This window comes from Stenotrophomonas sp. GbtcB23 (genome assembly GCF_019091045.1).
Taxonomy (GTDB): Bacteria; Pseudomonadota; Gammaproteobacteria; order Xanthomonadales; family Xanthomonadaceae; genus Stenotrophomonas; species Stenotrophomonas rhizophila_A.
Genome location: NZ_JAGXKC010000478.1, coordinates 1 through 258, shown reverse-complemented (window position 1 = coordinate 258; position 258 = coordinate 1). Strand labels below are relative to the sequence as shown.

The 258-nt window shown below is 59.3% G+C and carries 1 protein-coding gene; it reads left to right on the top strand.

Annotated elements, in window-relative coordinates:
- Window positions 1-258: glycerophosphodiester phosphodiesterase family protein (locus KVS69_RS19825; protein WP_302675395.1), on the top strand; the 258-nt coding region annotated here is incomplete at both ends.

Sequence of the window (258 nt, the reverse complement as noted above, 5' to 3'; positions counted from 1 at the left end):
TTGCCGCGATCGAAAATGCAATCGCTGCCGGCTATGAAATCGTGGAGATTGATATCCGCCAAAGCGCGGATGGCGCACTGTTCATCCTTCTCGTCGACACTCTGGAACGGATGACCGGGCTCGACCGGTTCCCTGAAGAGATGACGATCGCGGAAATCACCAGCCTGCCCCTGCGCATGGCCAATGGCGGACCGGACAAGGCGCTGACGGCGCACACCATTCCAACCCTCGAACAGGTACTAGAAACCGTGCGAGGCC